The organism is Nocardia sp. NPDC004123 (genome assembly GCF_053603795.1).
Genome location: NZ_JBSGGG010000028.1, coordinates 32,239 through 57,763 on the forward strand (window position 1 = coordinate 32,239; position 25,525 = coordinate 57,763).

The 25,525-nt window shown below is 69.7% G+C and carries 25 protein-coding genes and 1 pseudogene; 10 read left to right on the forward strand and 16 right to left on the reverse strand.

The window, feature by feature from the left end:
- Positions 1-20: 20 nt before the first annotated feature.
- Positions 21-527 carry a nuclear transport factor 2 family protein gene (locus tag ACWEQQ_RS34440; RefSeq protein WP_452351144.1) on the forward strand — a complete coding sequence of 169 codons (507 nt, stop codon included), beginning with the start codon at positions 21-23 and terminating at the stop codon, positions 525-527.
- Positions 528-641: 114 nt separating this feature from the next.
- A complete protein-coding gene (locus ACWEQQ_RS34445) occupies positions 642-785 on the forward strand; it encodes a DUF6374 family protein (protein WP_357007956.1) in 144 nt (47 codons plus the stop codon).
- Positions 786-798: 13 nt separating this feature from the next.
- Here ACWEQQ_RS34445 and ACWEQQ_RS34450 read toward each other — a convergent pair.
- The 5 genes and pseudogenes from ACWEQQ_RS34450 to ACWEQQ_RS34470 form a co-directional block, all read right to left on the reverse strand.
- A pseudogene (locus ACWEQQ_RS34450) lies at positions 799-1,620 on the reverse strand (STM4011 family radical SAM protein); the annotation flags it as partial.
- A 6-nt stretch (positions 1,621-1,626) separates the two neighbouring features.
- Positions 1,627-2,964, reverse strand: a complete 1,338-nt coding sequence (locus ACWEQQ_RS34455) for an STM4012 family radical SAM protein (RefSeq protein WP_452351145.1) — start codon at positions 2,962-2,964, stop codon at positions 1,627-1,629.
- On the reverse strand, positions 2,961-3,794 hold the full coding sequence (locus ACWEQQ_RS34460; protein ID WP_452351146.1) for an STM4013/SEN3800 family hydrolase: 834 nt from the start codon (positions 3,792-3,794) through the stop codon (positions 2,961-2,963). Before ACWEQQ_RS34460 ends, ACWEQQ_RS34455 begins: the two co-directional genes overlap by 4 nt.
- A 10-nt stretch (positions 3,795-3,804) precedes the next feature.
- Positions 3,805-4,935 (reverse strand): STM4014 family protein, encoded by a 1,131-nt coding sequence (locus ACWEQQ_RS34465; protein ID WP_452351147.1) that lies wholly within the window; start codon positions 4,933-4,935, stop codon positions 3,805-3,807.
- Complete coding sequence (locus tag ACWEQQ_RS34470) at positions 4,932-5,882, reverse strand: STM4015 family protein (RefSeq protein WP_452351148.1); 951 nt, start codon at positions 5,880-5,882, stop codon at positions 4,932-4,934. Before ACWEQQ_RS34470 ends, ACWEQQ_RS34465 begins: the two co-directional genes overlap by 4 nt.
- Positions 5,883-6,118: 236 nt before the next feature.
- Between ACWEQQ_RS34470 and ACWEQQ_RS34475 the strand changes: the two genes are divergently transcribed.
- Positions 6,119-6,436, forward strand: a complete 318-nt coding sequence (locus tag ACWEQQ_RS34475; protein ID WP_452351149.1) for a hypothetical protein — start codon at positions 6,119-6,121, stop codon at positions 6,434-6,436.
- 103 nt (positions 6,437-6,539) lie between these two features.
- Positions 6,540-7,562 (forward strand): DUF6745 domain-containing protein, encoded by a 1,023-nt coding sequence (locus ACWEQQ_RS34480; RefSeq protein ID WP_452351150.1) that lies wholly within the window; start codon positions 6,540-6,542, stop codon positions 7,560-7,562.
- A gap of 45 nt (positions 7,563-7,607) precedes the next feature.
- On the opposite strand, the gene ACWEQQ_RS34485 is transcribed toward ACWEQQ_RS34480, so the two are convergent.
- The 9 genes from ACWEQQ_RS34485 to ACWEQQ_RS34525 form a co-directional block, all read right to left on the reverse strand.
- Positions 7,608-9,194 (reverse strand): regulator, encoded by a 1,587-nt coding sequence (locus ACWEQQ_RS34485; RefSeq protein ID WP_452351151.1) that lies wholly within the window; start codon positions 9,192-9,194, stop codon positions 7,608-7,610.
- 12 nt (positions 9,195-9,206) lie between these two features.
- Positions 9,207-9,905, reverse strand: a complete 699-nt coding sequence (locus ACWEQQ_RS34490) for a cysteine hydrolase family protein (protein ID WP_452351152.1) — start codon at positions 9,903-9,905, stop codon at positions 9,207-9,209.
- A complete protein-coding gene (locus tag ACWEQQ_RS34495; protein WP_452351153.1) occupies positions 9,902-11,290 on the reverse strand; it encodes an allophanate hydrolase in 1,389 nt (462 codons plus the stop codon). The genes ACWEQQ_RS34490 and ACWEQQ_RS34495 overlap by 4 nt, the downstream gene beginning before the upstream one ends.
- 56 nt (positions 11,291-11,346) lie before the next feature.
- Positions 11,347-12,015 (reverse strand): GntR family transcriptional regulator, encoded by a 669-nt coding sequence (locus ACWEQQ_RS34500; protein WP_452340196.1) that lies wholly within the window; start codon positions 12,013-12,015, stop codon positions 11,347-11,349.
- Positions 12,016-12,112: 97 nt separating this feature from the next.
- Complete coding sequence (locus tag ACWEQQ_RS34505; protein ID WP_452351154.1) at positions 12,113-13,183, reverse strand: LLM class flavin-dependent oxidoreductase; 1,071 nt, start codon at positions 13,181-13,183, stop codon at positions 12,113-12,115.
- Complete coding sequence (locus ACWEQQ_RS34510; RefSeq protein WP_452340194.1) at positions 13,183-13,698, reverse strand: SRPBCC family protein; 516 nt, start codon at positions 13,696-13,698, stop codon at positions 13,183-13,185. The genes ACWEQQ_RS34505 and ACWEQQ_RS34510 overlap by 1 nt, the downstream gene beginning before the upstream one ends.
- Before the next feature lie 101 nt (positions 13,699-13,799).
- Positions 13,800-14,309, reverse strand: a complete 510-nt coding sequence (locus tag ACWEQQ_RS34515; RefSeq protein WP_379395200.1) for a winged helix-turn-helix transcriptional regulator — start codon at positions 14,307-14,309, stop codon at positions 13,800-13,802.
- Between the two features lie 60 nt (positions 14,310-14,369).
- Positions 14,370-15,101, reverse strand: a complete 732-nt coding sequence (locus ACWEQQ_RS34520; protein WP_452351155.1) for a hypothetical protein — start codon at positions 15,099-15,101, stop codon at positions 14,370-14,372.
- A 61-nt stretch (positions 15,102-15,162) separates the two neighbouring features.
- Positions 15,163-15,897 (reverse strand): maleylpyruvate isomerase family mycothiol-dependent enzyme, encoded by a 735-nt coding sequence (locus ACWEQQ_RS34525; protein WP_452351156.1) that lies wholly within the window; start codon positions 15,895-15,897, stop codon positions 15,163-15,165.
- Positions 15,898-16,211: 314 nt separating this feature from the next.
- On the opposite strand from ACWEQQ_RS34525, the gene ACWEQQ_RS34530 reads away from it, so the two are divergent.
- Entirely contained in the window at positions 16,212-17,342 is a 1,131-nt protein-coding gene (locus ACWEQQ_RS34530) for an agmatine deiminase family protein (protein WP_452351157.1), read from the forward strand.
- A 103-nt stretch (positions 17,343-17,445) separates the two neighbouring features.
- The gene (locus tag ACWEQQ_RS34535; RefSeq protein WP_452340189.1) at positions 17,446-18,021 is read left to right on the forward strand and encodes a TetR/AcrR family transcriptional regulator; all 576 of its coding nucleotides are present in this window, start codon (positions 17,446-17,448) and stop codon (positions 18,019-18,021) included.
- Positions 18,022-18,069: 48 nt separating this feature from the next.
- On the opposite strand, the gene ACWEQQ_RS34540 is transcribed toward ACWEQQ_RS34535, so the two are convergent.
- A complete protein-coding gene (locus ACWEQQ_RS34540) occupies positions 18,070-18,885 on the reverse strand; it encodes an alpha/beta fold hydrolase (protein ID WP_452340188.1) in 816 nt (271 codons plus the stop codon).
- A 235-nt stretch (positions 18,886-19,120) separates the two neighbouring features.
- On the opposite strand from ACWEQQ_RS34540, the gene ACWEQQ_RS34545 reads away from it, so the two are divergent.
- The 3 genes from ACWEQQ_RS34545 to ACWEQQ_RS34555 all read left to right on the forward strand — a co-directional run bounded on the left by ACWEQQ_RS34545 (position 19,121) and on the right by ACWEQQ_RS34555 (position 21,747).
- The gene (locus ACWEQQ_RS34545) at positions 19,121-19,441 is read left to right on the forward strand and encodes an ArsR/SmtB family transcription factor (protein ID WP_364624478.1); all 321 of its coding nucleotides are present in this window, start codon (positions 19,121-19,123) and stop codon (positions 19,439-19,441) included.
- Positions 19,442-19,570: 129 nt separating this feature from the next.
- Positions 19,571-21,364, forward strand: coding sequence for a phosphoenolpyruvate carboxykinase (GTP) (locus ACWEQQ_RS34550; RefSeq protein ID WP_452340361.1), 1,794 nt, complete (start codon positions 19,571-19,573; stop codon positions 21,362-21,364).
- A 2-nt stretch (positions 21,365-21,366) separates the two neighbouring features.
- Positions 21,367-21,747, forward strand: a complete 381-nt coding sequence (locus tag ACWEQQ_RS34555; RefSeq protein WP_452340187.1) for a DUF5313 family protein — start codon at positions 21,367-21,369, stop codon at positions 21,745-21,747.
- Between the two features lie 12 nt (positions 21,748-21,759).
- Here ACWEQQ_RS34555 and ACWEQQ_RS34560 read toward each other — a convergent pair whose 3' ends face one another.
- On the reverse strand, positions 21,760-22,803 hold the full coding sequence (locus ACWEQQ_RS34560) for an extracellular solute-binding protein (RefSeq protein ID WP_452340186.1): 1,044 nt from the start codon (positions 22,801-22,803) through the stop codon (positions 21,760-21,762).
- Positions 22,804-23,153: 350 nt separating this feature from the next.
- On the opposite strand from ACWEQQ_RS34560, the gene ACWEQQ_RS34565 reads away from it, so the two are divergent.
- Positions 23,154-25,364, forward strand: a complete 2,211-nt coding sequence (locus ACWEQQ_RS34565) for a SulP family inorganic anion transporter (protein WP_452340185.1) — start codon at positions 23,154-23,156, stop codon at positions 25,362-25,364.
- Positions 25,365-25,525: the final 161 nt, after the last annotated feature.

A 25,525-nucleotide genomic window follows, 5' to 3' on the forward strand; every position in this document is an offset into this window, starting at 1 on the left:
GACCGACCCGGGAGCACCCAATGAGCACCACGCACCAGGCCCTGTCCGCACCTTCGACCGACATCGCCGCGGTCGTCGCGGAACTGCGCGACCGCGTCGAAATCACCGACGCCCTCTACCGTTTCGGGCTGGGGCAGGACACCAAGGACCGTGACCTGTTCGCTTCGGCCTTCACCGCCGACGCCGAACTCGACTTCCGCCCGGCCGCCTCGCGCTGGGGCGGCGCACCGCCGGTGATGGCCGGCCGCGACACCATCGTCACCACCATCCTGGCCATGTTCATCGGACGGGTGAACACCACTCATCAGGTCACCAACCCCCGCATCACCATCGACGGCGACACCGCCCGGATGACCGCCCTGGTCGAAGCCCAGCACCTGCTGGTCGCCGACCCCAGCGTCCACGCCCTGTTGAAGAACCCCTACGACCTCGAACTCCAGCGCGAGGGCGACCGCTGGCTCATCCGCCGCATGCGCATCGACAACACCTGGTACACCGGGGATCCCACAGCCATCTTCGGAGGATGACAGTTGCCGCTCCAGGGGAGTCGCGCGCGATCGAACCGGCGTACTCGAACAAACGTTCTACTCGAGGTATCGTTCCGGGCCATGCCGGAACTCTCACGACGCGACTGGGCGACGATGAACCTCAAAGAGGTGCAGCGGCAATTGCTGAAGGCGGCGTCGTTCGGGAAGGTGTTGTCGCCGGAGCAATTGGAGAACGCTGCGGGGAAGATCGGGGAGGGGTTGCGGATCTTTCTGGAGGAGATGGATCGGCCCAGGTAGCGGGGATGCGCTCGAGGACGCCGCCGGCGAAGACGTCGTAGAGGGGCAGCGTTTCGAGGTGGACGTAGCCGATGTGGCAGTCGCAGGCCGACAGCGGGCACGGGCGGGGGAGCAGCGCGGCGCGGTAGCTGCCGTCGTAGAGGTTGCCCAGTTCGGTGCGGACGAAATGGCAGCGGCGGACCGTGCCGTCGCCATCGACCGAGATGACGGATTCGCCGGTGCGGCAGGGGAGTCCGGCGGCGGGGTGGGGGTGCCGGCTGTAGGGGAACAGGGGGTCGAGAGCGGTCCAGGCGGCGGCATCCGCGTCGGAGAGTTCATGGCCCTCGGGGGCATTGACCCACAGGTAGACGTGCGCGGGCAGGTCGGCGCGCAGGCGCCGGGCGTCGGGGAGATGCTCGGGAAAGCCGACGATGCCGACGCTGAAACGGATACCGCGCCGGTCCAGGTCGGCGCATTTCGCGGCGAAGCGGTCGTAGGGGGTCTGGCCGGGGTGGTAGGTGCACCACAGGGCGACGGTGTCCGGATCGGCGTCGGCCAGCCAGTCGGTGCGGCAGCTGAGATTGGTCTGGATGGCGACTCGCGCGACATTCGGCAGCCGGGACAGGTCGACGAGCGCGCGCCGGTACCAGGAGCGGACCAGGCCCTCACCCCAGGGCGTGACCAGGATCGACAACCGGTCCCCGTGCTGATCGGCGGCCCATGCGGTGAAGCGTTCGAGCGCGGCCCGGTCGGCGCGCAGCTGCTCGCGACTGTCGCGGCGCTTGGCGAACGGGCAGTAGGGGCAGTCGTAATCGCAGGAGGACAGCGGTCCGCGGTAGAGAATCGTGAGATCCACGGCGGCTCACCGGGGTTCGTAGGCGGCCATGGCGGCGTGCACCGCGGGCGAGAACAGTCGCGGGCCCAGGGCATCGGAGTAGGCCAGGCCCGCGGGCGTCAGGCGTAGTAGCTCCGGGCCGGAATCGGGGTCCAGCCAACCCGATTCGGCGAACTCGGCGAGCTCGGCCGGGTAGTGGTCGGCGGGCTCGCCGCCGAATCGCTCCCGGTAGGCGGCGACCGCCATCCCCTCGGCCTGCAACAGCGATTGCAGCAGGTGGCGTCGGCGGGCCTCGTCGGTGTCGATCCGGCGGCCGACCTCGGCGCGCGTGAAATCGGTTGTCCGCGTGTAGGTGTCGATGATGCCGCGGACCTCGCGGGTCGCCACCGCGTAGTCGAAGGAATAGTGGAGCCCCGACGTGTAGGACCGGGCACCGCAGCCCAGGCCGATCATCCCGTCGGTCTGGCAGGCGTAATCGTCCGGGCCGGCAGCCGGTGCGTCGATCCGCCGGAACATGCGCATCGACCGCTGCTCGTAGCCCTTCGCCAGCAGCTTGTCGCGGCCTATCGCGTACAGCCGCAGCCGCTGCTCGTCCCAGTCCGCGTCGGCGTCCGCACCGAGTCGCCCGAGTCCGGTCAACGGCCGGACATACAGCGGGTACAGGTACAGCTCCTCGGGCCGCCAGGCCAGCGCCGCGTCCAGCGAGGTCAGCCAGGTCGCTTCGGTCTGCCCCTCGATGCCGTAGATCAGATCGATGTTCAGCACCGGAATCCGCGCCGCCCGAATCGCTTCGAGAGCCGCCTCGACCTCACCGCGCCGCTGCGGTCGCACCGCGGCCCGCGCCTCGGCGTCGACGAAACTCTGCACACCGATGCTCACCCGGGTCGCGCCGCGCCGCGCCAGCACGGCCAGCCGGTCCGGGGTCGCGGTCCCGGGCGAGGTCTCCACCGACAGCGGAATCGCCGGCAGCTCCGCGCCCATCACCGATTCCATGATGTCGCACAGCCGTTCCAGCTCACCGGCGGTCAGGAACGTCGGCGTCCCGCCGCCGAAGGCCGCGGCCGCGAATCGCACGGGTCCGTCGCCCAGCGCGGCCCGCACCGCCCGGGCCTGCCGCTCCAGCGCGTCGAGATACCGCGTGGTCAGCTCCTCCGGCGCGCCCACCCGGGTGAACAGATTGCAGAAGCCACACCGGTATTCGCAGAACGGAATGTGCGCGTACAGCGACAGCGCGTCCTTCGGTTCCGCCGCCCACAGCTCGCTCAGCAGCGGCCGATCCGCACCGAGCGGCCGGTACGCCGTCTTGTGCGGATAGCCGTAGACGTAGCTCTGATACGGCCGCGGCCGGGTGGCAATCGTGGTCATGCGGATCTCTCCAGGAAGAACTGAGCGTAGGGCACCGTCCACACCGCCTCGTGGCCGAGCCGATGCCCGGTGAAACCGCCGTCCCCGTAGGCGGTTCCGTGATCGGAGCACACGATGGCGAAGCAGCGGCGGCGGCCGGCGGCCGCGGCGAACAGGCGGCCGATGTGCCGGTCCACGTATTCCAGTGCGGCGGCGTGGGTCTCACGCGAGTCGCCCGCCTCCCGCGTCGCGCCCGGGAGGTGGAACCAGTTGGGCTGGTGCAGCGCCGACACATTCACGAACAGGAACAGCTGCCGCTCCGCGGGCAGTGCCGCGATCACCTCCTCGGCGCGGGCGACCTGCGCTTCGAAGGAGGTCGGCGAGGCCACCGAGAAGTCCCTGTCCCAGTGGCTCTCCTCGAACAGCCCGGGCAGTACCGAACCCATCGGCCCGCGCTTGTTGAAGAACCCGACACCGCCGATGCACACCGTGTGATATCCGCGTCCGGCCAGCGCCGACACGAAATCCGGTGTGTCGTAGACGAAGGTGCGCCCGGCCGTGGTCTCGCTGCCCTCGAATCGCGCGGCGAACAGCCGCGGATGCGGGCCCGGCGTCGCCGGCGTGGGCAGGAATCCGGCGAAGATGGCCTGGTGCGAGGCATAGGTGAAACTGCCCGGCGCATGCCGCTTCTCCCAGCGGCCGCCCGGTAGATGCCGGGCCAGATTCGGCAGTCGTCCGGCGGCGGCCAGTTCGGCCGCCACATCGAACCGCAGCGTGTCGAGGGTGACCAGCAGCAGGTCGTCGCGGCCGATCACCTCGTTCATATCCGGGTCCGGCGCAGGGGTTTCCACGCTCGGGTGGTCAGACGATGACATGCCGCCCGCTTCCGATCCGGCGCAGGATCGCGGCCACCTGCGCGTCATAGGTGTCCGCCCGCTCCGCCCCGCTCCCGTCGAGGCCACGCAGCCGGGGCAGCAGGTCGCCGAAGGCATTGACCTCACCTACCGCGAAGCGCCGCCAGCCGGTGGCGGGCAGCAGATCGACGCCCACCCGGGAGAATCCGGGGAAGCAGGCGGCGGCGCGCTCGCAGATGGCCAGGGCGCCGGCCCAGCTGCCGCCCGCGGCGGTGATGGCCGCGCGGGCCTCGGCCAGATCGCCGCGCGCGCCGCCCAAATGGAGATTGGTCATGGGGGAGCCGCTGGTGCGCACCACCGCGTGGGTGGCGCGCCCGCCCACGACCACCACGCGCAGGTCCGCGCTGCGGCCGTGCTGGGACGCCTTCGGCAGCCAGCGTTCGATGTGCAGACCGTCCGGCGCCAGCGCGTCGACAATGGCCGCGACCTCGGATTCGCTGGTGTACCGGCGGACCCGCAGCGAATTGAACAGCCGCCCATCCGGATCGCGCTGCACCGAGGTGGTCGCCTGGACCCGGCCGCGACCGGCGGTCTCGACGGCCAGCACCCCCGAGGCCGACGAGCCGTGCGCGAGCTTGACGAATACCCGCGGCAGCCGGTGCGCGGTCATGAGTTCCCGGACATCGTCCCAGCCGCGCACCCGCGTCCCCGTCCCCGAGGTCGGTGAGAACGGTACGGGTACACCGGCTTCCCGCAGTACGGCATGGCAGCGGCGTTTGTCGAAGAGCACGGCCAGCGCGTCCGGGTCGTCGAGCAGCCGTGCGCCGGCGGCGTGCACCCGCGCACCGGCCGTCCGCGCGGCCGCGACGAATCGTTCGTACCAGACGGCCGTGCCCTCGACCCGCGTCGCATCCTCGACATCCCGCAGCCGCCGCTCGACCTCGGGATCCTCACCCGGCGAGTCCAGCCGCACCAGCTCGCCCGCCCCGAATTCCGCACGCCCGCACAGCACATCCAGCCACGGCACCACCCGCGCCTCGGCCATCCCGGCGCGCCACACCGCGTCCTGGAACATGGTCACGCGCCGGTTGCCCGGATTGCCCACCACGGCAAGGCGCGTCGCCCCCGCACCGGTCATTCCGCCACGGCCGTGTAGCGGCGATCGGCCGGATTCTCTTCGTCGTTCTCGACCTCGGCCTCCGACAGATCCACCGTGACACCTGGCAGCGCCGCGGTCAGCCGCGCCCGCAGGGAGGCACTGATGAAGTGGTGGTGCAGATCGAGGGTGTGCAGATGGGTGAGCGGCTGTCCGTGCAGCAGCGCCGTCGCACCCTCGTCGCCGAGCGTGCCCAGGGACAGATCGAGGGTCTGCAGGCGCGCCACGACAGGCGCCCCGGCCACCGCGGCGGCGACCTCGTCCTGAATCTCGCTGTTGCGCAGACCCAGTGAGGTCAGCTTCGGCAACCGGTCCCCGGACAGCAGCGGGGCGAGATCGGCGACGGTGGCGTCACCGCCGTAATTGGATACGCCCAGCCACAATTCGAGGTGCTCGAGCGCGGGCAGCGAACTCGCGCCGATCCCGCGCACCACATCCCCGCCCAGGCCGCCGGTCTCCACGACCAGCGTGCGAAGCGCCGCGTGCTGGGTCGGCGGGAACGCCAGGTGCTCGCCGCCGCGGATCCGAAGTTCCTCCAGCGCCGGGAAATTGGCCAGCAGCGGCGTGACATCCGACTGCTGGATCCAGGAGATCTCCGCCTCCTCGTAGGTGATCTCGCCGAGGAAGACCGCGCGCAGCGCCGGGAACCGTTCCCGCACCCGGATGAGCTCGTCGATCACCAGATCGGAGTTGTGGTCGTAGACCTCACCCCACTGCCCGATCACCAGCGCCCGCACCCGGGTGGTGTCCACCGCCGCGAGGAAACGCGCGAAGGCCGCCGGCCACTCCTCCGGGGAGTCGCCGTACGGATCGACGGCGATTCGCCATGCGGCCGCGTCCGCCGCGGGCGGCGCGACTTCCGCCGCGTCCCCGGAGAACTCGACAATGGGAAGGCCGTGGAATTCCTGCAGATGGGTGGAAATGGTCATATGACGGGCTCCGTACGCCAGGGCTGTGATCTGTCCGTGCCCGCCAGTTCTACCAAGAGCACCCGACAGGTCACCGGCGCGGGGCGCTGCCGAGCGCCCCGGCACGCCGACCCACTCGGCGACAGCGATGGAGCGATGGCGTGGGGCATTCGACCGTGGCCGCGAATTGTCGTACCCCATCGCTAGTTTCGAGTGAGCCGGACGCACGGGGCGCCGGTGCTCACGGGGAGGACCTCATGTTCCGTCAAGGAGATGTGCTGATCATGCCGATCGCCGAGTCGGAGCTGCCGGCGCACGCGACCGAGACGCCGCCCGAACCGCGGGATGCGCGCGGGCGCATGGTGCTCGCGCTCGGGGAGGTGACCGGGCATGCGCACGCGGTGGCCGCACCCGGGCAGCTACTGCGCTCCGGCGCCCAGCTACTGATGCACCTGCCCGAGGGTGGGCGCGTGGTGCACGAGGAACACGCGCCGATTCCCCTGCCCAAGGGCTGGTTCCGCGTCATCCGCCAGCGGGAGTACTTCCCCGGCGCAGTCCGCATCGTCGCCGACTGAACCTGCGCAGTCGCCGACCAGTCCGGTGCCGACCGGACTCGCCCGGCCGCTGACCGAATCAGTTCGCCTGGTGCCGATCCGCCTGATAACCAAGGGATTTCACATGCAGCTTCTGGACGAGTGGCGCGCGGTCGCGGCCGCCACCGGACCCGCCGATCGCGCCGCCGCCGAGGAGGCCGCCCGGCGTGCCTATGCCAGTGCCGGTCTGGCCGCCCCGACCCGGTATCTGTGGGTGGCTTCACCTTTGGCGGCCGTCGCCGCCATCCGCGCACTGGACGACCCGGGCCGCAGCGTCCGCGACGAGGTGCGTACCCGGCCCTGGGCGGCTGAACGCGGCCGTGTGCACGACCAGCTCGGCCCTGCCGGCTGGTCGGAACTGTGGAACGCGACCGGCGCTCGCCTGTGGGACGCCACCCGCACCCTCACCGACCGCATCCGCCTCGGCGTCGTGGACGCCGCCGTCGCTGTCGATCCCGCCGACCGGAAGGCCCGCGCCGAGGCCGAGCGCGACATCCACGCCATCTTCCTCGATGCCGTCCTCGGCCAGCACGACGCCGCCTGGCTGTCCGCCTTCCCCGACAGCGAACGCCTGGCCGGCCTGGCGGGTGTCGCCCGCGCCGCGGGCTGGTGGTGGCCGTTCGAGCACGTCATCGTCTTCTGCGAGCGCCCCGACCGCCTGGAACGCGACGAGGCCGGCCGCCTGCACGCCCAGGACGGCCCCGCCCTGGTCTACCCCGACGGTTTCGCCCTGCACGCGTGGCGCGGAATGCCGGTCCCCGCTTCCCTTTTCGACGATCTGACCACCCTCACCGCCGCCCGCATCCGCACCGAGGAGAACGCCGAACTCCGCCGGGTCATGCTCGAATTCTTCGGCTACGACCGCTATCTCGCCGAATCCGGCGCCGAGCCGGTCCACCGCGACGAGACCGGCATCCTCTGGCGCATCCAACTCCCCGACGACGAGGACGTCGTCATGGTCGAGGTGGTCAACTCCACCCCAGAACCCGACGGCACCCATCGCACCTACTGGCTACGCGTCCCACCCGCCACCCGCACCGCCAAGGAGGGCGTCGCCTGGACCTTCGCCCTCGACGGCGACACCTACGCCCCCGTCCGCCAGACCTAGTCCGAGATCGCTGCACCAGGCGTGACCGATGTCCGCTTGCTGGACCTATTCCGAGAACGGCTCGGCCGCAGCAGTATCCGGGGTCGTGCGGGTCGTGCGCAGCATGGAGCAGGCCAGGCACACCAGGCCGAAGAACAGATAGCCGAGGGCAACCTTCGGGGCGGCGGCCCAGCCGACCTCGGGTGCGTGGATCAACCCGACGAAGCTGAGCACCGCACCGGCCGCGCAGGCGAGAGCCGCTGCCCGGAACCGTTTGTCGAGGACGAAGGTGACCATGGCGCCGAGTACCAGTCCGGCCAGCACCGCGCCCTCGCCGAGCGTCTTCAGCCCGTCGTAGACCACCCCGGCCTGCCCCAGCGCACCCATGCCGACCTTGTCCGCGGTGGTGCCCGCCGCGCTGAGCGCATTGTCGATCTGGCCGACGCCCCACTCCGCCAGGTTCGGCAGCAGCGCGGCCACCACCGCCACCGCATGCGGGCGCGGCACCGCTTGGAACGCCTGCGCCCCGATCAGCAGACCGATGTACAACAGGATCGGCACGATCGCCGGAATGGGCAGCAGCGTGGCGAGCACTCCGAAAAGCCCCAGCAGACACATCAATCCGATGATCGCGCCACTGGCCAGCGAGTACCCGGTGCGCCCGCCGGCGTCCTTCCAACCGGGGTGGCCGATGTACACGGCTGGTGGGAACGGCGACCCGAATCCGGATCCGATGATCGCGCCGAACCCGTCGGCCAGCAGCACGCTGCGCAGGTTGTAGTTGTCGCCCGCCGCCGCGGCGCTCTCCACATTGCTCATGGCCTCGGTGAAGTTGTAGACGCCCAGCGGAATCGCGGTGGCCAGCAGCGGCGCCAGATGCGCGAGCCCGTCGAAGAGCAGGTGCAGCCGTAGATCCGGCAGTCCGAGCGCGATATCGTGGGCGGCCTTCGACACATCCGGCACCGACATGTAGCCGCCGATCCAGCCGATGGCCGTGCCCGTCAGCAGCGCCACCAGCCCGACCGGAACATTGCCCGGCAGCCGCACATCGGTGAAGAAGCCGATGAGAATGATGGCCAGCACCGGCAATCCGATCCAGGCGGCCTCCCACATCTGCGCGGCGGGCCGCATGGCGATGAAGGTGATGGAGATGCCGGCCAGGGTGCCCAGCATGGCCGCGCGCGGTGTGATGCGGCGGATGAAGGGCCCGACGAACGCGCCGATCATGACGATCACGCCGATCATGAACGCCCAGGCCAAGCCCGCCGACCACGCCTTCATCGGGTCGCCGGTCTTCAGGTAGATCGGCAGCATGACCACGAACACGACGATGAACATGTGCGGCACGCTGGGCCCGTAGGGCAGCGCCGTGACCGTGGCGCGGCCCTCCCGGCGGGCCAGCCGCCGCGCCAGCATCATGTAATAGAGGTTGCCCAGCACCAGCGCGACGCCCAGGGCCGGCAGCACGGTCCCCAGCACATCGGCGCTCGGGATCTTCACCACCGCGACCGACAGGGTGGTGAGGGTCAGGACATTGACCAGGATATTGAACGACAGGCCGAAGAAGGCATTGGTGTCGCCGCGGGTCCACCACGGCAGCGACAGCGGTGCGGCCGAACCGGTTTCACCGGGCAGCTCGGTATCGACGGACATGGGAGTTCCTGTTCACTGGGCCGGGGCGGGGGAGACGGCGGAGGTGAGCGCGCCGAGGACGGCCGCCGAATCGGCGACCCAGCCGAAGATGCCGCCCTGCGCGGCGATCATGGCCAGGCCGGCGCGCTGGAATTCCGGGAAATACGAACCGACGCAATCGGAGACGACCAGGCATTCGTAGCCGCGGTCATTGGCCTCGCGCACCGTGGTGTGCACACAGACCTCGGTGGTGACGCCGGTGACCAGCAGTGAGCGAATTCCCGTGCGGGCCAGCACATCCGCCAGCTCGGTGGCGTAGAACGCGCCCTTGCCGGGCTTGTCGATCACCACCTCGTCGTCGCGGGGCGCGAGTTCGTCGATGATGTCGTGGCCGTATTCGCCGCGGATCAGGATGCGCCCGAACCGGCCCGGGTCCCCGATGCGCTGGGCGGGGTTGCCCCGCGCCAGCTTCGCCGGTGGGCAGTCCGACAGGTCGGGCAGATGGCCTTCGCGGGTGTGGATGACGGGGAGCCCGGCGGCGCGGGCGGCGGCCAGCAGCGCCGCCAGCGGCTCGATGACAGTGCGCAGCAGCGCCACGTCGTTGCCGAGGCTCTCGCCGAAACCGCCGGGTAGCAGGAAATCGCGCTGCATGTCGATGACGAGCAACGCCAGGGTGTTCGGGTCGAAGGTGAAATCCGCGGGTTGCGCCGGAATGTGGTGAAGTGCCGTCATTGTCGTTCTTTCTGTGCGAGCCGGAATTCCGAATGCGCCACGGCCGGGCGCGGCTCGTCGAGGATGCGGGCGGCCGCCGCGAGCACGGTGTCGTCGGCCAGGGCCGGTCCGAATACCATGACCGCCAGCGGGCGGCCATCCGCGGTGCTGCCCACCGGCACCGAAATCGCGGTCAGATCCAGCAGATTCCCGAAATGCGTGTAGTGGCCCAGCACGGTGTTGGTGGCGATGGGATCGGCCTGTACCTGCGCCACGGTGAAGGTGGTGCCGATGGTGGGCACCACGACCACGTCGAATGCTGCCCACATTCGCGCGACCGCGGCCCGCAATTCCTGCAGGCGCTGCTGTGCGCGGAACACGTCGACCGCGGTGAATCGGAATCCGCCGGTGAGGATCTCGCGGATCACCGGCAGGATCGAGCCGGGCTGCGCGGCCAGGAAGGTCTCGAACTCCACCAGCCGCTCGGCCACCCACGGACCCTGGTACAGCAGTTCGCCCGCGGCCAGGAAGGGTTCCAGCGTGGTGGGTACACAGTCGAATCCGTGCCGTCCCAGCCGATCTCGCACGCCCAGATGGGCGGCCCGGAAGACCTCGTCGCCGAAGAATTCCAGTTCGGCCGCGTCGGGCAGGCCGACCCGCACCCGCCCGCCGCCGAAACGCGGCCCGCGCTCCCGGCTCCACGGATCGTCCGAATCCACGCCCGCGATCACCTCGAAGACCCGGTCCAGATCCTCCACCGTGGTCGCCATCAGGGACAGGCAGTCCAGCGATCGGCAGGCCGGCACCAGGCCCACCGTGCTGATCAGCCCGCGCGAGGGCTTCCAGCCGAGGATCCCGTTGAGCGCGGCCGGCACCCGGCCCGATCCGGCCGTATCGGTGGCCACGCAGAACGGCACCTCGCCCAGCGCTACCGCGCGTGCCGACCCGGAACTGGAGCCGCCGCAGATCAATTCGCCGCCGTAGACGCTGCGCGGAATGGGGTAGGGCGTGCGGGTGCCGTTGAGCCCGGTCGCGAACTGGTCCAGGTTGGTCTTGCCGACGAACAGCGCGCCCGCGTGCAGCAGGCGCTGGACCGCGGGCGCGGTCTCGGTGGCCGTGTAGGCGAAATCGGGACAGGCGAGGGTGGTGGGCCACCCCGCCACGTCGATGGAGTCCTTCACTCCGAACGGCACCCCGTACAGCGGCAGGGTGCGCGCCCCCGGGCGGCGTTCGATCTCGGCGGCGGCGGCCAGCAGCTGCTCACGCGGCACCGGGGTGATCCAGGTGCCGTCCGCGCCGCGAGCGGCGATGGCGTCGGCGACCCGCGCGGCGGTGTGCGTCGGCGAGCCGCTGCCGCTTTCGTGTGAGGCCAGAATCTCCACGACCGTGGGACCGGTGGTGCTCATCTGTCGATTGTCGACAGAATGTGTGAAATCGGCGGTCCCGCAATGTATCCGCTGTGTTAGCGGATATCCAGGTCCAGATAGGCCAGCTCGCCGTGCCGTACCAGCGCGTCGCAGGCGACGGCGGCGTCGCCCGACTCCAGGGCGGCCAGCAGTTCGGCGTGGCGTCGAATGCCATTGCGGCGCTGCGCGATCCGCGCCTCGGTGCGCAGGTTGCGGGCCATCGGCAGCTGGAGTTTCAGCAGGATCGGCTCATACGCCAGATCCAGTTGCCGGTTGCCCGCCAGCGCCACGATGGCGACATGGAAGCGCCGATGGGCATTGTCGCGCTCGACCAGGTCCCCGGCGGCGTCGGCCGCGCGCATCTCCTCGAGCGCCGCCCGCACCTCGCGTAGCGGATCACCCTCTGCCGCAAGCGGGAAAGCCTTCTCGATGGCGTGCCGCTCCAGCACCCGCCGCAACTCGAACAGCTGCAGGATGTCGGTCGCCGACCACACCGCGACCCGGAACCCCCGGCGCGGCACATGCTCGATCAGCCCCTCCTGCGCCAGCAGCCGCAATGCCTCCCGCACCGGCGCGCGACTGGTCCCCAGCCGCGCGCACAGCGCCTCCTCGCCGATTCGCTCTCCGGGTTCGAACACCCCGCTGAGCACCTCGGCCCGCACCTGCCGGGTCGCCACCTCCACCAGACTCGGCGGCAATCCCGCCCCATTCGTCCCCGGCACCATGAATCGAGATTATGCTGTCCGGTCCGCGACAGCCCGCTCGCTGCGGCGATCGCGGAAAGGACTGTGCCCTGGCCGAAACCGGGCCGGGCGGCCGAGGTCAGTCGGCGGGCGACGGCGAGCTGATCGGGGTGTGGTCGAGGTCGGCGATGAGGTCCAGGGCCTGGGCGAGGTTGGACAGCTTGGTGTCGAGGGTGTCGCCCGCGGGGTAGAGGCGGACGGTGTCGACGCCGACGTCGCTCCACGTCCGGAGCCGGCGTCGCACCATGTCCGGGGTGCCGATCAAGGTGGTGGCGAGGATCATGTCGTCGGTGACCAGCGCGGTTGCTCCCGCGCGGTCGCCGGCCTGCCAGCGTTGCCGGATCTCGCCGGTGACGTCGGACCAGCCCTGGCGGGCGTAGGCGGCGTTGTAGAAGTTGGTCTTCTCGCTGCCCATGCCGCCGATGCTGAAGGCCAGCTCCAGTTTTCGGCCGGCGACGTGGCGGGTGACGGCTTCCTCGTCGTCGAAGAATGCGACCTCCGCGCCCTGGCAGACATCGATGTCGGCGCGGGTGCGACCGGCCGCGGCGAGGCCGGCGTCGAGGTGGTCGAAGTAGGCGCGGGAGCCCTCGGGGACGAAACTGGTGCCCAGCCAGCCGTCGGCCACCCGGCCGGTGAGCTCGAGCATCCTGGGCGACATGCTGGCGATGTAGATCGGGATGCCGGTGTTGGCGGGAATCGACAGCCGCATCGGTTTGCTGTTGCCGTCCAAGGGGATTCGGATCGTGTCGCCCTGGTAGGAGATCTTCTCGCCGGCCGTGGCCTGCCTGATGACGTCGATGGTCTCGCGCATGCGGGTGAGGGCGCGGGCGAACGGGACGCCGTGCAGCCCTTCCATGACCTGCGGGCCGGAGGAGCCCAGGCCGAGCAGGAAGCGGCCCTGGGAGAGTTCGGCCAGGGTGAGCGCGGCCTGGGCGATGGCCACCGGTGACCGGGTGCCGACCTGGATGATGCCGGAGCCCAGCAGGATTCGATCGGTGCGGGCGGCGAGGTACCCGAGCACGGACGGGGCGTCGGAGCCCCAGGCCTCGGCGACCCAGCAGATGTCCAGGCCCATGGTCTCGGCCTCACGAACGAAGTCGATGACCTGCTGGGAATCGCGGGAGAGTTCGACGGTGGTGGCGGTGCGCATCAGCGGGTCCCCTCCTCGGCGCGGCGCTTGATGTCGGCGACCACGGCCTGCATGGCGGCCTCGAATTCCCGCATGCGCACGAACACGATCTTCTCCTCCTTCTCGGGCATGGCCTCGATGGCGATGCTCAGCCCGGAGCGGCCGGGGCCCATGCGGACCCACTGCCGCAGAGTCGTGCCGCCGTCCGCGGACTCGACGGTGAAACGCCAGGTGGCCGAGGGGTACTCGGGATCACTGACCGCCCAGGCGAAGACGTGCGGCGGATCCCATTGCACGACATGGGAAGTCGTCGACCATTCGCCCAGCGCCTCGTGCCGGCTGGTGCCCACGAAGGTGCTGCCCACGCCGGGCGGGGTGTCCGGCCGCACCCAGTGCGCCGATTGCAGTTCCGCGCTCATCTCCGGCATCAGCCCGATATCCGAGACGAGCGCCCACACCGCCTCGGGCGTCGCGTCGATCCAGATCTCGGCCTGCGCCGTCGGTCCATCGGCATACTTCGCGCCGGTCCACTCCATGCGTCACCTCGCTGTGAAAGCTGCTACTGACTCGATGGTTGCATAAATAGACGATGCAGGTCAACGCATGATTCCGGGATGTCACCCGGAATCCGGGAAAGCTACTTGGTCTCCTGCCGCGCGAACCGCGCCTGGATATCGGGCCGCTCGCGCAGCCGCTCGGGATAGCCGGGCCCCATGCGCAGCCGCGACTCCTCGATCGGCACCGGTTGATCGCAGTGCTCGCACACCACCTTGAGCTGGGTGTCGTGCCCGCACGCCGTGTGGTTCAGGATCACCGGCGGCCCGTCCGCGTCGGCCAGCCAGCGGTCACCCCACCGCGACATCACCAGCAGCACATCCCAGAAGTCGCGGCCCTTCTCGGTCAGCACGTACTCGTACCAGGTGGGTTCGGTGTGGTACGGCCGCTTTTCGAGCAGCCCCTCCTCGACCAGCCGCTTGAGCCGATCGCTGAGCGTATTGCGGGCGATTCCCAATTCCTGCTGGAACTCGTCGAATCGCCGCACCCCGTAGAAGGCTTCACGCAGCACCAGCGGCGTCCACCAGTCCCCGAGCAGATCCATGGTCCGGGCGACCGAGCAGGGCCACCGCGCGAACGACGTACGCTTCATCCCCCGAGGATACTGGTCTCACCATAGGACCATGCAGATGACAGCGATGCCCTCAGGCGATCACAGCTGGCACGCCAGAGCGGCGGTACCGGTGCCGTGCACGAATTCGCGATCGCCGTAACGCAGTTGGCCGTCGTTCCAGGCGCCGCCGAGTCCGGTCACGAAATTCCGCACCAGATCCTGGTCGGCGCGGTCGGCAACCAGCACCAGATCGCCCGATTCGGTGACCGATCCGCCACCGAGCCGGTCACGCACCTGCGGATCCGCGACCAGGGCATCGTGGAAGCGGGTGCGGTCGATGCCCGGGACGGTGACGGTGAAGCCATCGGCGCGGACATCGTCGGCGGGCAGGTACTCGAAGGTCAGGACCGATTCCTGGTTGTAGCGCACCCGCAGGTCGTCGGCGACCCAGCACAGATTCTTGAAATCGGTACAGGCCAGCTGGAATTGGCGGGACCGCTCGTAGGTGGCCGCCCCGGTGTCCGGGGACCAGAACACCCCGTCCAGCAGTTCCGATCCGACGGGCAGCGCCAGTTCGGTGAGCGCGGTCGCGTCCACCTCCAGCTCGAACTGCGACAACCGGTCGCTCAGCCGGGGATCGGCCGGGTCGGTGATGGTGGCGGTGTTGGTGGTGGCGAACAGCTCGGAGGTGGGCTGGGTGGGATCCCCCGGAACGCACGACGCCGGTCCGTACGCCCGTGCGGGCGCCGCGGCCGGACCTGTCGCGACAGCCCCGGCGCCGGCGATCACGAGGACGGCGGCCAGCGTAGCGGTGATGCGAAGGGCGGTCATAGTTTTCGAGTCTGACTGGCGCCGGGGCCGGGCGGGAGCGGGATGACCGAATTCGGGGTGGTCAGATCCAGGCCGGGGCCGGCGGCACCGTGTCGGCGCCCGCGGCGGTGAGGCCGGTGGCGGTGGCCGGGATCCGGCCGCTGAGCCACCCGAGCAGGTCGGCCTGCGTACCCGTGATGCCGATCGGCGACGCGTGCCCGTCCCCCTGCAGCTCCCGGCGGAAGTCGCTGTCGGTGGCTCGCAGTCGCAGGGCCGGGCCGTCGGGTGTCCGGGCGGAGAGCGCGTCGGCGATGTCGTCGAGAATCCAGCGCGCCGCGGATTCGGGAATGTCGGAGAACGAATATCCGGCATTCAGGTCGGCGTGGTGAATCTCCAATTCCCGCAACCGCATCGGCACCAGCGCCTCCGGCGTCCGCAGTTCCCCGGTGCGCGGCCGGACGGTCCGCTCCCACGCCTCGGCCGGCAGCAGTCGCACCGCGTCGGCGAATCGCCGCGCGCCGGCGGCCACATCGGCCAGCTGTTCGGCCACCGGTCGCGCGGCGCCCGCCTCGATCTCGGCGGCCCGCGCCGCCATGCTCGCGTACTGCGGGGTCTCCACGCCGGTGCGCGCCCAGGTGAGCAGGCGCACCAGGCTGTCCCCGGCCCGGCAGACGTGCGCGATGACATGGCCCCGCGTCCACGGCGGGATCAGCGAGGCGCCGCCGATCCGGTCGTCGGTGAGCGTCTCGACCGTCGCGAGGAACCGTTGCGTGGACTCCTCGATCGGTTCCAGCCAGCCCGCGCACTTGCTTGCCACTACCTGCTTCCTTCCTGTCGTCGATCATCGTCAGGGCCACCCTAGGGCGGGTTCGGTGGCGAAGATGGCGGCGTCGCAAAGATATACGGCTCTCGTCAAACGGCCCTGCCGATCCCGTGCCCGCGCGCCGGGCGCGCCCGTGCCGGGTGACCTACGTCGCGTTCCTTGACTGAAAATTCAGTCAGGAATACAGTCCTTGGTGCCCGGCTCGGGGTCGTCGTGTGCGGACGGCCGTTCTACCAGCGGGTTCAGCGGATTCAGCGCGCCGGAGAGGGAAACGCCGCGCCGTGCCCCTCACACAAGGAGACTGCGAGATGCAACGACGCCGGTTCATGCGATCCGGGATTTTGACCATGGGCGGGCTGCTGCTCGCGGGCTGCGACGGGCCGATCTCGTCGTGGTTCAGCGGCGACACCTCGTCCTCCACGCCCAGCGACGGCCGCTCCTGGGCGATGCCTGACGAGGGCGCGCCCCACAAGCGCACCTGGATGGCCTTCGGCGCGAGCGAAGCCATCTGGGGTAGGCAGTTGCTGCCGCAGGTCCGCCAGAACCTGGCCACCATCGCCGCCGCCATCGCCCGCTTCGAACCGGTGTCCATGCTGGTGCGCCAGGACGAACTCGACATGGCGCGAAACCTGCTGGGCGGCGCGAATGTCGAGCTCATCGTCGCCGACCTCGACGACCTCTGGATGCGCGACACCGGCCCGGTGTTCGTGCGGGGCAACGGCACCAAGGCCGGCGTCGATTTCAACTTCAACGGCTGGGGCGGCAAACAGCAGCACCGCCGCGACGCCAAGGTCGCCACCGTGGTCGACGGCCGCGCCGGGGTGGAGACCGTGCACACCGATCTGGTGCTCGAGGGCGGCGGCCTCGAGGTCGACGGCGAGGGCACCGCGCTCATCACCGAATCCTGTGTGCTGAACAACAATCGGAATCCGGGCTGGAAGAAGCCCGACGTCGAGGCCGAGCTCCACCGTTTGCTCGGCCTCGAGAAGGTGATCTGGTTGCCGGGCATCGCCGGGCACGACATCACCGACGGCCACACCGATTTCTATGCCCGCTTCGCCCGCCCCGGCGTCGTGGTCGCGGGACTCGACAACAACGAGGAGTCCTTCGACTACGACGTGACCCGCCGTCACCTCGACATCCTGCACAATGCCACCGACGCGCAGGGCCGTCCGCTCGAGATCGAAACCCTCGAAGCGCCTTCGGAATTGCGCTACCGGGGCGCGGGCGACGACTTCGCCGCGGGGTACATCAACTTCTATGTCTGCAACGGCGGCGTCATCGCCCCCGAATTCGGTGACTCCGAGGCCGATTCGGCGGCGCGGTCCACGCTGCAGCGCCTGTTCCCGGACCGGACCGTGGTGCAGATCAATATCGACGCCATCGCGGCCGGTGGCGGCGGCATCCACTGCACCACCCAGCAGGAACCCGTCGACTGAGGCATCCGAGCCCTCGGTGAAGCCTGTAATTCGCCGGGGCGCGGCCGGTTCGAGGCGCCGCCCGTTCCGGACCGGCCGCGCAATCGTTCTAGAGTGAGGAATCGTGTCGGACCGTCAGACCCAGATCCTGGAAGCCGCCGTTCGCGTCATCGCGCAGGACGGAGTCCGCGGACTGCGGGTCGAGAAACTGGCCGCCGCCGCCGGCGTGTCCACCGCGCTGATCTACTACCACTTCAAGGACCGCGCCGGCATCCTGCGCGCGGCTCTCGAGCACATCAATCACCGGGCGGAGTCCTACACCGACCAGGCCTTCGCCGACCTCGTGGACCCGCGCGCGCAGGTCGAGCGCATGCTGCTGCTGGAACTGCAGGACACCGACGAGGTCCGCGAGAACAGCGTCGCCTGGGGTGAACTGCGCGCCAGCGCGGCCTTCGATCCCACACTGCGCGAACCGCTCCGGGCCAGCACCGAATCCTGGAACTCCGATGTGGAGACGCTCATCCTGCACGGTCAGGAAACCGGTTCCATCCCACTGGATCTCGACGCCGCGGCCGTCGCGGAACGGCTCACCGCCCTGGTCGAGGGTCTGAGCGAGCGCTGGCACAGCGGCTCGCTCACCCTCGACCGGGCCCGCACCCTGCTGGCCGGCGCGATTGCCGCCGAACTCGGTGCGCCCTAGCGCTGTCCGGTGCCTTCTCTCCGGGGTGAGGCCGGAATCTGCTGGGGCTCAGGCATGCCCGTCGGTGAGGAAGTCGATGATGGTGCGGTTGACCTCCTCGGGGCGTTCCAGATACCCGTAGTGGCCGCACTTCTCGATCTCGACGAAGCGCGCGCCCGGAATCGCCGCGGCCACCTCCCGGCCGAAAACCGGTGGCAGCATGCGATCGTCGGCGAATCCGACGACCAGGCTGGGAATGGTGATCCGGGCGTAGTCGGGGAGCCGATTGCCCGAGCGGTCCATGCGCAGCTGGGCCAGCACCCCTGGCGCGGGCTCCGTCGCGCTCGCCGAGTACTCGAAGATGTCGAGCCACTGCTGGGCCTGGTCGTCGGCCTCGAGCGTGTGCGGGGAGAGGTTCAGCATCGCCTTGATGGCCGCCGCGTACTCCGGCGGCAGTTTCACGCCCTGCTCCTGCAGGGCCCGCTCGCCGCGGCTCAACATGCTCGCCAGCGGATGCGCCCGTCCGGTGGTGGCCAGCATGACCGCCCTGCGCACCAGCTCCGGCCGCGCCAGCGCGAGCTCCTGCGTCACGCGCGCACCCAGGGACGTGCCCACCACATGTGCTGGGCCGCCGAGGTGTTCGATGAGGGCCGCGGTGTCGGCGACCAGATCCTCGATGCGCATGCCGTGCGCGCTCTCCTCCGAGGGCGCGATGCCGCGATTGTCGAAGGTGGCGACCCGGAAGCCCGACTTCACCAGTGCCGGAACCTGATACGTGCGCCACACCCGGCCCGGGCTGCCGGTGCCCATGACCAGCACGACCAGCGGCCCGCTGCCGGTGACGTCGTAGTTGAGTCGGATGCCGTTCAGGGTGGCGAGGGGCACGGTTGGTCTTTCTGGTAGGCGGTCCGGCGAACGACCGAACGTACCACGCACGCGGAATCTCATCGCTCGGCAAAACGGCTCATCCCTGGCTGACACGCGCGGCCGCCGCACGCCCGTGCCACGCCGGGGCGAATGGGCCTTGATTGGCCTGGTTGCTAAACTCTGCAATTGCCGGGTGGGTCGTGCGCAGGGATGATCCGCCGCCAGTGGAAGGAATGGCTCGCAGGTGCCAGGAATGCAACGGCCGCTCTATCAGATGAAGGCGGACTTCTTCAAAACGCTGGGCCATCCCGTGCGCATTCGAGTGCTCGAACTGCTCAGTCAGCGGGAGCACGCGGTCTCGGAGATGCTCACCGAAATCGGGGTGGAGGCCGCGAATCTGTCCCAGCAGCTGTCCATTCTGCGGCGGGCCGGTCTGGTCACCGCCCGCCGGGAGGGACTCTCGGTCACCTACGCGCTGACCTCGCCGCAGGTCGCCGAACTGCTCGCGGTGGCCCGCGCGATTCTCACCGGCGTGGTCTCCGGCCAGGCCGAGGCGCTCGAACAGCCCGCTTAGCGGGTGTCCCGGCACCCGTCCGGCGGCCCCGCCCGCCTTTCTGCTTGCGTGTTTTCTAAACTAAAAACCTAGTTGTTTCCGTCAGAGAGGCTCGCCGTGCTTGAACGTCCCCTCGCCGCCGTCGCCACCATGCCGACCGACCATCCCGGCATCCTGGCCTGGGTTGCGGAGATCGCCGAGTTGACCATGCCCGAGCGCATCGTCTACTGCGACGGCTCTCGCGACGAATGGGATCGGCTCACCGCCGAGCTGGTGGCCAAGGGGACCTTCGTCCCGCTGTCGGCCAAGCCGAACTCGTTCTGGTGCGTCTCGGATCCCGGCGACGTGGCACGGGTGGAGGACCGGACCTTCATCTGCTCGGAGCGTGAGAGCGACGCCGGGCCGACCAACAACTGGGTGGATCCGCTCGACATGCGCACCGTCATGACCGAGCACTACCGCGGGGCGATGGCCGGGCGCACCATGTACGTGATCGCCTTCTGCATGGGCCCGCTGGATGCCGCCGAGCCGAAATACGGTGTGGAGATCACCGATTCGGCCTACGTCGCGGTGTCGATGCAGATCATGACCCGCTCCGGCGCGCCGGTCTGGGAAAAGCTCACCGGCGACACGGAATACGTGCAGTGCCTGCACTCGGTGGGCGCGCCGCTCGGCCCCGGGCAGCCCGATGTGCCGTGGCCGTGTGACAAGACCAAATACATCGCGCACTTCCCCGAGACCCGCACGATCTGGAGCTACGGCTCCGGCTACGGCGGCAACGCGCTGCTGGGCAAGAAGTGCTTCGCGCTGCGCATCGCCTCGGTCCTCGGCCGCGACGAGGGCTGGCTGGCCGAGCACATGCTCATCCTGAAACTGACCTCGCCGCAAGGGAAGACGCACTACATCGCCGCGGCCTTCCCGTCCTCGTGCGGCAAGACCAACCTCGCCATGCTCGAGCCCACCCTGCCCGGGTGGCAGGCCGAGACCGTCGGCGACGACATCGCCTGGATGCGGTTCGGGGCCGACGGGCGGCTCTACGCGGTGAACCCGGAGGCCGGATTCTTCGGCGTCGCACCGGGAACCAGCATGCGGACCAATCCGAACGCCATCGCCACCATCGATGCGGGCAATTCCATCTTCACCAATACCGCTCGCGCCGACGACGGCGACGTGTGGTGGGAGGGCCTGACCGACCAGGCCCCGGCCCACCTCCTCGACTGGCACGGCAAGGACTGGACGCCCGGCTCGGAAACCTCCGCCGCGCACCCGAATTCGCGCTACTGCACCCCGATCGAGCAGTGCCCGTCGGTGGCCCCCGAATGGAACGACCCGCGCGGCGTGCCGATCTCGGCGATCTTCTTCGGCGGCCGGCGCGCCACCACCATCCCGCTCATCGCGGAATCCTTCGACTGGGCACACGGGGTGTTCACCGCCTCGGTGCTGTCGTCGGAGACCACGGCCGCCGCGGCCGGCAAGGTCGGCGTGGTGCGCCGCGATCCCATGGCCATGCTGCCGTTCCTGGGCTACCACGTGGGCGACTACTTCGCGCACTGGCTGGCGATGGGGGAGCGCGCGGGCGCGCAGCTGCCGAAGGTCTTCCAGGTCAACTGGTTCCGGCGCAGCGCCGACGGGAAGTTCCTGTGGCCCGGCTTCGGCGACAATGTGCGCGTGCTGAAGTGGGCGCTCGAACGGCTGGACGGCACCGCTCCGGCCGAGCGCACCCCGATCGGCTTCGTGCCCACCGCCGCCGCGCTCGACCTCGACGGACTCGGCGACGGCTACCGCGGCCTGATCGACGCCGCCCTGACCGTCGATCGCGGCGAATGGGTGCGTGAGCTCGAATCGATCGACGAGTGGTACGCCACCATCGGCGGCAACCGCCTGCCCGATGCCCTGCGCGCCGAACTCGCCGCCCTGAAACTCCGCCTGGCCGAGGAAGTCTGACCGTGCCCGACCAGACCAGCCCGAATCCGCTGCAGCGCCTGCGCTACATCTGCGGCGGGACGCTGCCGCCGGCCATGTCGCAGTGGGTGATCGACGATCTGACCGGCCCGGGGGCGGCACGGCGCTACATGCTGCGCATCCTCATCCCGATCATCCCGCCGCTGTGCCTGTTCCTGCTCATTCCCGGCCCGCTGTGGATCGGGCTGGCCATGATGGCGCTGCTGTACCTGCCGCTGATCTACTTCACGGCCGCGCTCATGTACGTGTTCCGCCGGGCCCGCCTCACCAAGCACGGCCTGGATCCGGCCCTGGCCGACCAGCGCGAACGCGATCGCGCCGCCGCCGCGCGGGCCGCCTACGAGCGGGCGCACGGCCGCGGCTGAACCCGGGGCGGATCAGCTCAGGTAGCGCTGGGTGAATTCGGTCAGGATGCCGGTGCCGTTGCCCTTCACCTGATCCCAGGAGAAGGGCAGCTGCTTGACCTCGTCGTAGGAGCGGGTGCCGGGTGCGACCGGGACGTCGGTGCGCGCGGGAATCATCTTGTGCGCGGCGGTGATCTGCTGGGCCTCGGGGGTGAACATGTAGTCCACCAGGGCTTTCGCGGCCGCCGGGTTGCGGGTGGTGTTCAGGATGAAGACCGGGCGCGGGGTGATGACGGTGCCCGAGGACGGTGAGATGACCCGCAGCGGAACGCCTTTGGCGGCCGCGTCGTAGGCCGCGTAGTCGACGCCGCCGAGGACGACGGCGTAGCCGCCCGCGGCCACCTGGTCGAGGGCGGGGCCGTTGCCGCCGCGCACCACCATGCCATTGTCGAAGAGGGCGTCGAACATGGCCCAGGTGCGGTCCTTGCCCCACGCGCTGACCATGGCGGCCAGCAGGTCCCGGGCAGTGCCGGATTCGCGCGGGTCCGGCATGATCACCCGGCCGCGGAATTCGGGCGCGGCCAGATCGGCCCAGTCGTTGGGCAGGCGCGGGCTCGCCTTGCTGTTGACCACCATGGTGAGCGCCGACCCGTCCCGGCCGATGAAGCCGTGATCCTTGCCGATCCATCCGTCGTGCACCCGGTCCGCGCCGCGCGGGGTGTAGGGCAGGGTGCGGCCCTGCAGGTCGTACTCCGCCGCGGGCGTCCAGGACGCCAGGTACACCACATCGGCCCGCGGCTGCGGGCCCTCCTTGTCGAGGATGGCGGTGATCTTGCCGGTTTCGCCGTTGACGACGTTCACCTTCACCCCGGACGCCCGGGTGAACCCGGCCAGCAGGTCGTCGGTGAGGTCCTGCGGATTCGCCGAGTACAGGGTGAGTTGCCCGGACAGCCCGGGCGGCGGGGTCCACGAACTGGTCACGGCGGGAACGGATGCCGGTTCGGCGTGCGTGCCGCAACCGGTGGTCGCGAGCGCGGCGGCGACGGCCGCGATGACAGTGCGGCGGGGGAGCGACATTCCGCGGAACCCTTTCCGAAGGACCCCGTCTCACTTCGGGTTCCACAGCAATCTGGCGCGAGAGATTAGGCAGCGTCTCTGACTCGGCAGGGTGCGGCGGGTGAACATCCGGTGACATCTCGGACAGCGGCAGTCCTTGTGCGCGGTGCAGTGAGCTGTGTCACAGTTTAATAGCGGTTCGCCCCAACTGTCGCAAACGTTTTTCATTTCTTTTGCACTGTCTTTACGATTACCCGCGATCTGCCAAGCGTCGTGGTTCTCCAGCCTCGCCCGCCGCTGCCTCTCGATTCGATGCCAGTACATGTTGACCGATGAACCGGGCGGCCCTGCCGTGCCGGCGAAGGAGAAATATGTCCACCGACACCGATCAGCCTCCACGGACGTCGCTTCCCGGCTTCGCCGCCCTGGTGCGCCACGATCTACCCGCCTCGTTCGTCGTCTTCCTGGTCTCCCTGCCGCTGTCCATCGGCATCGCCGTCGCCGTGGGCGCGCCGGTCGCCGCCGGACTCATCGCCGCGGTGGTGGGCGGCGTGGTCGCCGGACTCTTCGGCGGATCGACCCTCCAGGTGAGCGGGCCCACCGCCTCGCTGACCGTGGTGGTCGCCGAATCCATCACCCAATTCGGCTGGGCCGCTACCTGTTTCATCACCATCCTGGCCGGTGGCCTGCAGATTCTGTTCGGGCTCAGCCGGATCGCACGCGGGGTGCTGGCCATCGCGCCGGTGGTGGTGCACGCCATGCTCGCCGGAATCGGCATCGTCATCGCGCTCGAACAGGTGCACGTGCTCATGGGCGGCGATTCGCTGACCTCGTCCTGGGACGCCATCGTCGCGCTGCCGCGCCAGCTGGCCTCGGTTCACCCCGGTGACCTGTGCATCGGACTGGTCGTCATCGCCATCCTGCTCGGCTGGCGGCGGCTGCCCGCACCGGCCACCCGGGTGCCGGCGCCACTGGTGGCGGTGGTGGTCGCGACCCTGCTGGCGCGCGTGCTGCCGGTGCGGGTCGAGCGCATCACGCTCAATGGCTCACTGCCGGCGGAACTGCACCTGCCCCAGGTGCCGCACGGCAGCTGGGCCACGGTGGCGCTGATGGCGGTGACCATCGCGCTCATCGCCAGCGTGGAGACCCTGCTGTCGGCCGTGGCGGTGGACCGGATGCGTCAGAACTCCAGGCGCCGAACGGATCTGGACCGCGAGCTGCTCGGCCAGGGCGCGGCCAACATGGTCTCCGGGTTGATCGGCGGCCTGCCGGTGGCGGCGGTCATCGTGCGCAGCATCACCAATGTCAAAGCGGGAGCGCGCACCAGGGCCTCGACCATGCTGCACGGGCTGTGGATCCTGCTCTTCTCGGTGGCGCTGGTCGACGTGGTGCGCTCGATTCCCAAGGCGGCGCTGGCCGGACTGCTCATCGTGGTTGGCATTCAGCTGATCAAACTCGCCCACATCCGGCGCGCCCAGCGCACCGGCGACCTGGTGGTGTACGCCGCCACCGCCTTCGTGGTGGTGTTCTGGAATCTGTTGCTGGGCATGCTGGTCGGGCTCGCACTGGCCTTCGGCCTGCTGCTGTGGCGGGTGGTGCGGGTGTCGGTGGCGGCCGAGGAGGTGGACGCGCCGCGCTGGCGGGTCACCGTCGACGGCAGCTTCACCTTCCTGGCGCTGCCCAAGCTCGCCGCCGAACTCGCCAAGGTGCCCGGCAGCGCCGAGGTGGTGGTCGAGATGACCGTCGACTTCATGGACCACGCCGCCTACGACGCGGTGCAGGACTGGGTGGACCAGCACCGGAGTGCAGGCGGCACAGTCGAATTCGTGGAGGTCGGCGCGGTGCGCATGGCCGATGTCGCCGACGGGCCGCCCGCCCGCGGGCACTCCCGGCACCTGCTGAACGAGGTCCTCGGACCCTGGCGGCGCACCGCCACCGACGTGGACCCGATCGTCGCCGGCGTGGCCGCCTATCACCGCAGCCACGCGCACGTCGTGCGCCCGCACCTCGGAGTGCTGCGCGACGGTCAGGAACCGGACTCGCTTTTCGTCACGTGTGCCGACTCCCGCATCGTGCCGAACGTGATCACCAACAGCGGTCCGGGTGACCTGTTCACGGTACGCAATGTGGGCAACCTGATTCCGCGTGATGCCCAGGACTCGTCGATGGAGGCCGCGCTCATCTACGCCCTCGACAAGCTGGATGTCCGCTCGGTGGTGGTGTGCGGGCACTCCGGGTGCGGCGCCATGGGCGCGCTGCACAGCGAACTGGTCACCGGGTCCCAGCTCGACGACTGGCTCGCGCATGCCCGGCCCAGCCTCGAGCGCTTCCGGCTCGGGCATCCGGTCGCGGTGGCCGCGGCGGCCGCCGGGTTCGGTCCGGTCGATCAGCTCGGCATGGTGAATGTGGCGGTGCAGCTGGAAACGCTGTACGCGCATCCGGTGGTTCGCCGCGGCGTGCAGGAGCGCGGCGTGGTGCTCTCGGGCCTGTTCTTCGATATCGCCACCGCGCGCGTGGTGGAGGTCACCGTGGACGGGATCGCCGAGATCGACGACGTCGGGCGGGTGACCCAACCCGCGTGACGGCCGGGGAAGAAGGGGTGTGGGCCCGAGAGGGTTCACACTCCTTGTGCGTTGGGGGCCTTCTTTCTCAGACTTTGCTAAGTCTTTACCTTTACTCTTGGCTCTGCTCGTCCGGTGAGTCTGCGGCCAGAGCTGTCCGCAGCCTTTATTCGATGCCCCCT